The organism is Candidatus Poribacteria bacterium, assembly GCA_021295755.1.
In the GTDB taxonomy this organism is placed as follows: domain Bacteria; phylum Poribacteria; class WGA-4E; order WGA-4E; family PCPOR2b; genus PCPOR2b.
The window spans coordinates 17,746-22,492 of sequence record JAGWBT010000051.1; the positions used below are offsets into that span (position 1 = coordinate 17,746).

Consider the following 4,747-nt stretch of genomic DNA (forward strand, 5'->3'; position numbering starts at 1 on the left):
CGAGAATATGCACCCGGCGCATACGACGTCCGAGAGTTACGGGTGCATATCAAAAAGCGTCCCCCTTGGGCAGCGACGGAGAAAGCACAGCAACTGTTCACCGCTTCTGATGCAAACTATATGGTGATTGGGTACTACCACCCCGGCTATGAAACACCATTGCTGCAATTAATTTGGGAGCGCGGTTTTCAAGCAGGGCTTGTCGTCAAAGGTGAGGAGGGAACAAGCCACTACGCCTTGCGTCTGGGGAATCCCTCAACGGCAGAGCGACAGGCGATAAATTATTCCCAAGGGTTTCGGCGTGTCGGTGGGCGGCGTGAGGATTTTTCGTTGGACATAGATCCGTCAGAGTTCGGATTTAATTATGAGAAAAACCCACGCATAGAAACGATAAGTCCTGAAGCGTTTGCATCGGCGGGAATGGAGGCGTTATCCGGTCACAAAGGTCAGATATATGATCGACTGGTGCTCAATACAGCGATGACCGATTACCTGCTAGGGCTTTGCTCGGATCCGCACGAAGCCGTTGAGCGGACGAAGGAAGCGATTGATAGTGGTCGCGCCCTAGCGCATCTGGCGACGTATATAGCGAAAAGCAACCTTTGAAACCGATGCCGGTACGAACTGTTTATGTTTCCACAACCCAAGATATACGTTCCGGATTGACACCGTGATGTTCTGCCCAATCGGTCAAGGCTTGGGGCGGTGTGTCAACGTTCCGATGCACACCTAAAAGCTGTTTGTCGATATCGTTGCTAGCTCGTTCTATTGCCTGTTCAGCCGGTGGATCAAGATTGATATCGACCTTCATCCAGCGATAGGCATAGCCGTAGATAATTACCTTTGAGGTGGAATTGCTCAGGTTGGGTGCCGCGGTATGGAAAATCCGATTTTCAAAAAATATGGCATCACCGGCGTGTAAACACGGATCAACTACTGTAGTTGGGTCTGGCTCGCCCTTGCGAATCGCCAACGGCTCACCACTCTGATGGCTCCCGCGTGCCATCAAGGTCATACCTGAGCTAGGCTCGAGAAAGTCCGTCAGACAGTAGCAGACCTTTATTCCGACTCGCGGCAAGCCTCTGTGTCCAAGGTCCTCTGCAATACCGATGTCGCGGTGCCATCCGCGGTCGGGAGGTGTTGTGTCGGGAGGTTGGGGCTTCTTGTAGATTAGTGAAGTCGTGTGGAGATGGATATTGGGACTGAGTAGCTGGACGACCCGTGAAACAGTTGTCGAGTTAGAGATGAGCGAGTCGAATGCCTCTTCCTGCACGATCCCGTCGCGGCGTTGTAGATAGACGCTTTGCGGATCGTCCATGAATGATTTCATCAATCGGTCCCCTGCTTCAGTCAGATGGGCAACGGTCTCGGCATCAATGGCTTGTGGAATGATAAGAAAGCCATCTGCATCAAAGTCCCGGCGTTGTGCCTCAGTTAGTTGAAAGAAATCCATTAAGTTATAAGCCTCCTCTAATCATAATGTATACACCAAGTTCCACGCCGCCGTAAGTACGGAATTTGCCCAATGCTATCACCGCACTTCAGTCGTGTCAAGAGAATTTGAAGGGTTCTGTTGGGTAGATGAATGGAAACTTTTGTGAATCTCTATTGACCTCATGAAAATCTTGACTTTTCTGTTAATCTTTGCTATGCTAGTGTTTAATGTGATTTGATTCGTGTGAAGTTCCTTCTGAGACCGTGCAGATCAACGTCTGCCTTACATCTATATGCAATCAGGATTTGCTCCGGCGAACGCTGAGATAGAATCCGTGTCCCTAACAACGAGGAAAGGGGTAGTGATGCGAAACCGTATTCTGCTTACCGCTTCCGTATTTGCTATATTACTTCCGCTATCCGCTTGGATTGGCTGTGCCGCTATAAGTGGTGGTGGTAATATGATGGAGGAAGAGGAGCAGGTCGCTGTGATAACGACGGATAAAGGAAAAATTGTAATTGAACTGTATCCAGACTCAGCGCCTGCTACTGTTGATAACTTCAGCAAGCTAATTAAGAAAAAGTTCTACGATTGGCTAACATTTCATCGTAGAGTGGACAAACCAGGCCTGAATATCATTCAGGGAGGCGATCCGAATGGGGATGGAACGGGAGGTCCCGGATATACCATCATTGATGAGCATACCAACCCAAACCAAGTCCCTCATCAACGAGGGACAATTGCCATGGCAAACACAGGCAACCCCGACTCGGCAGGAAGTCAGTTTTATATCTGTCTAAAAGCGCAACCGTTCTTAGACGGCCGGTACACAACGTTTGGTCAAGTTATTCAGGGTATGGAGGTCGTAGATCTGTTAAGGGTCGGCGACGAAATGAAAAAAGTTCGATTGGAGGCGAAGTCAAAATATGTTACTTCAGAATAAAAACCGACGAAGCTACATTGAACGTTTTACTGTGATGCTCCTCGCAGCATTGTTTACCGTATACCTTGTAAGTTGTTCGCAGGAACAGAAGGGTCCACCAAAGCCGAAGGCACGTCCGACAGTATCGGCTGACACGATGCAAGCAGCCAAAACAAAAATTGACATCCACAACGCTATGGCTGTCATTGAGACAGACAAGGGGGCAATTGAGGTCGAGTTTTTTGCGGACGTTGCGCCCAAAACCGTGGAAAACTTTCTAAAGAATGCACGGTTGGAATATTATAATCATGCGACATTCCATCGCGTTGAACCCGGAAAACTGATTCAAGCCGGATCGCGTTTTCCCACCGAAGATACGATAGCGATTGAGACGAGCGATCACCAACCGGCGAGAGGGATCCTCGCTATGGCAAAAGCGGAGGGGGCGACTGTTGCAGATGCCACCCAATTCTTCATTTGCCTCGACACGATTATATTAGACAGCGACTACACTTTATTTGGGCAGGTCACGAAAGGACTAGAGGTGGTCGACAGCATTGCAGTAGGCGACCAGATCATGACGGTCAAGGTTCGTGAAAAAGGTTAAAAATAAGCGGCGATGCAAATGGGCAAGGAAGACAGAGCATCAGCTTTCTTCCTTGCTCATTTCTTCCTGAAACCTATATTGATAAAAAGAAAGGATTTTTTATGGCATTAACCATTATCCATACAGCCCGTCCGAGTCCGGTCTGGCAAGAGACATATGTTCGCGTTAACAAAGGACAACGCATGGTCATTGATGCACAGGGTGCATGGTCACCAGATACACAGAATCGCATCTGCTGGTGCGGTGCCGACGGCATTGCCAATCTACCCGCTGAAGAGGGTTTCCTGATGCCCGGTGCCAACGTCGGCGCATTAATCGCAAAAATTGACGATATGGTGTTTGCTGTTGGATCGCGGTACGACAACGCTGCACCGGCTGAAGGCGTAATCTTTCTCGCAATGAATGAAAATCCGGAACACAATAATCAAGCCGGATCGCTGCCTGCACAGATCATTATCTTCGACGAATAAGCAATATTTACTATCACTATATTCGTGGTGTGCTATGACTGTCGCCACGGCTGAAGAAGTGATAAGGAGGTGCGCAGATGGCAGAAGTATCAAAGGAATCGACTGCGGACAGCTCCCAATCCACCGGACAAGAACGACCCAAATTGCCGCCCGTTGATTTTTCTGCCTTCATTGCGGAGCTTGGGATGACCGCGGTTACTTACCTCGGAGGATATCAAAATCCGGAGACAAAAGAGGTACTGGTAGATCTCGAAATGGCAAAACGGACCATCGACACGATTGATCTCCTTAAGGAGAAGACAAAGGGTAACTTAACTGCGCCTGAAAGCAATCTGTTGGATAATACGTTATACAATCTCCGGATGACTTACATACGGATAGCGAATAATCCTCCACCTCCCCCGACGCCGGAAACCTCAGAATCGACAACTGAAGCATCATCGGAAGAAACAGAGACAGAAACTGATTAGCAGGAGAAGACGGATGGGTATCAGTTGGAGAAGGAAGACTACACAGACTGAAACCGTTCGCTCTCCTGCTGTCGCTGGCAGTTTTTATCCGGATTCGCCGAAAGTCCTATCCGCACAGGTGGGCAAATTCATCGATGATGCGGAGCTAAAAGAAACCGATGGCGAACTCATTGGGCTCATCGCTCCCCATGCCGGCTACGTTTACTCGGGTCATGTCGCAGGACACGCCTACAAACAGTTGCCAGGACAATCTTTCGACACAGTGGTGCTCCTCGGGTTAAGCCATCGCTACCGAATTGATGGTGCAGCGATTTATGCGCGTGGCGCGTTCCGTACACCGCTTGGCGATATCCAAGTCGATGAAGACCTCGCCGCTGAGATGATGCGCCTGAACAGCGACCTCCTCGACCTGCCCGCGGCTCACGCAAACGAGCATAGCCTCGAAGTGCAGTTACCCTTTCTACACCACCTCCTCTCCGACTTCCGTATCATTCCTATCTTGTTACAAGATGACTCGCCGGAAAATGTCATTCCTTTGAGTCAGGCAGTTGCAGAAGCAATGAGCAATCGATCCTGCCTACTGATTGGGAGCACCGATCTCTGCCACTATCCTACCTACGAAACAGCGCGAAAATCAGATCAGGTCGTCATTGAGGCGGTTGAACATTTTGATCCCGATTACTTGCATGAGCGGATGGATGAATATATGCAGATCCACCCTACCAAAAATTTTCACTGCATGATGTGCAGCACCGGCGCAATCTATACGACAATGCGAGCGGCGAAAGCGTTGGGCGGGAATCGGCTTGAAGTGCTGAAAGCAGCAAACTCCGGCGATGTCCC

The 4,747-nt window shown here is 49.4% G+C and carries 7 protein-coding genes; 6 read left to right on the top strand and 1 reads right to left on the bottom strand.

Features of this window, described 5'->3' with window-relative positions:
- A partial coding sequence (locus J4G02_09270) for a hypothetical protein (protein ID MCE2394762.1) occupies positions 1–606 on the top strand: 606 nt, incomplete at its 5' end.
- Positions 607–628: 22 nt separating this feature from the next.
- Here J4G02_09270 and J4G02_09275 read toward each other — a convergent pair.
- On the bottom strand, positions 629–1,453 hold the full coding sequence (locus tag J4G02_09275) for a phytanoyl-CoA dioxygenase family protein (GenBank protein ID MCE2394763.1): 825 nt from the start codon (positions 1,451–1,453) through the stop codon (positions 629–631).
- Between the two features lie 346 nt (positions 1,454–1,799).
- Between J4G02_09275 and J4G02_09280 the strand changes: the two genes are divergently transcribed.
- The 5 genes from J4G02_09280 to amrB all read left to right on the top strand — a co-directional run.
- The gene (locus J4G02_09280; protein ID MCE2394764.1) at positions 1,800–2,378 is read left to right on the top strand and encodes a peptidylprolyl isomerase; all 579 of its coding nucleotides are present in this window, start codon (positions 1,800–1,802) and stop codon (positions 2,376–2,378) included.
- Positions 2,362–2,964: a peptidylprolyl isomerase gene (locus J4G02_09285; protein MCE2394765.1), complete on the top strand. Its 603-nt coding sequence runs from the start codon at positions 2,362–2,364 to the stop codon at positions 2,962–2,964. The genes J4G02_09280 and J4G02_09285 overlap by 17 nt, the downstream gene beginning before the upstream one ends.
- A 101-nt stretch (positions 2,965–3,065) precedes the next feature.
- The gene (locus J4G02_09290) at positions 3,066–3,434 is read left to right on the top strand and encodes a hypothetical protein (protein MCE2394766.1); all 369 of its coding nucleotides are present in this window, start codon (positions 3,066–3,068) and stop codon (positions 3,432–3,434) included.
- Between the two features lie 77 nt (positions 3,435–3,511).
- Positions 3,512–3,904 (top strand): DUF1844 domain-containing protein, encoded by a 393-nt coding sequence (locus J4G02_09295; protein ID MCE2394767.1) that lies wholly within the window; start codon positions 3,512–3,514, stop codon positions 3,902–3,904.
- Positions 3,905–3,917: 13 nt separating this feature from the next.
- A partial coding sequence (amrB, locus tag J4G02_09300; GenBank protein ID MCE2394768.1) for an AmmeMemoRadiSam system protein B occupies positions 3,918–4,747 on the top strand: 830 nt, incomplete at its 3' end.